Consider the following 695-nt stretch of genomic DNA (forward strand, 5'->3'; position numbering starts at 1 on the left):
TGTCGGATAGGTAGGCTCTACGCCCTTTGAACTGCACTATCCTTGATGTCGTGGAAAGAGTTGTGAAAAGTTGGGAGCTGACGAAAAGGTTTTCACCGGAAATTCTGTTGAAGAGTGTTGTTTTGCCTGCGTTCGTGTACCCTGTCAAGGCCACAACCGGAAGGCCTCCTTCAACCCTCTTTTGTCTCATCAAAGTTTTCCGAAGCCTTATCGTTCTAAGCTTCTCCTTGATCGTCGCGATGCGTCTGAAAACCTCGTTGTAGTAGACATCGGCTTCGTAGGCACCCAAACCATGGAACCCCGGCTGTTCACCCTTCTTCGCCAACCGGACCTTCTCCTTCGCCCTAGAAAGCTCGTACTGGAGCTCAGCCAGTTTAATCTGAAGCTTGGCCTCCGTCGAAGCGGCTCTCTGCGCGAAAGTCTCGAGGATAAGCTGGGTTCTCGTGATCACAGGGACCGACAGCGCCTTAGCTAGGTTGTATTCCTGCACTGGTTTTAGCTCGTTTTCGCAGACGATCTTCTCTATGTTCATGGTTTTGACGATTCGCCGAAGTTCTTCGACCTTGCCCGGCCCTATCATGTATTTGGGATGGGGCGCCCTTTTCTGGACGAGTTTGTAGACTGGTTGGTAGCCTACCGACCTGCATAATTCCTCGAGTTCGTCGAGGTTGTACTCCGACGAGCCGTCGAGTCTC

Annotated in this window: 1 protein-coding gene; it reads right to left on the minus strand. The window is 51.8% G+C overall.

Translation table 11 applies throughout. The annotated features are described in order from the left end of the window. Positions 1-695, minus strand: a 695-nt coding sequence (locus tag NZ896_06820) for a 50S ribosome-binding GTPase (GenBank protein MCS7117156.1), incomplete at both ends; no start/stop codon positions are given.

The sequence above is a fragment of the Nitrososphaerales archaeon genome, from assembly GCA_025058425.1.
Classification (GTDB): Archaea; Thermoproteota; Nitrososphaeria; order Nitrososphaerales; family JANXEG01; genus JANXEG01.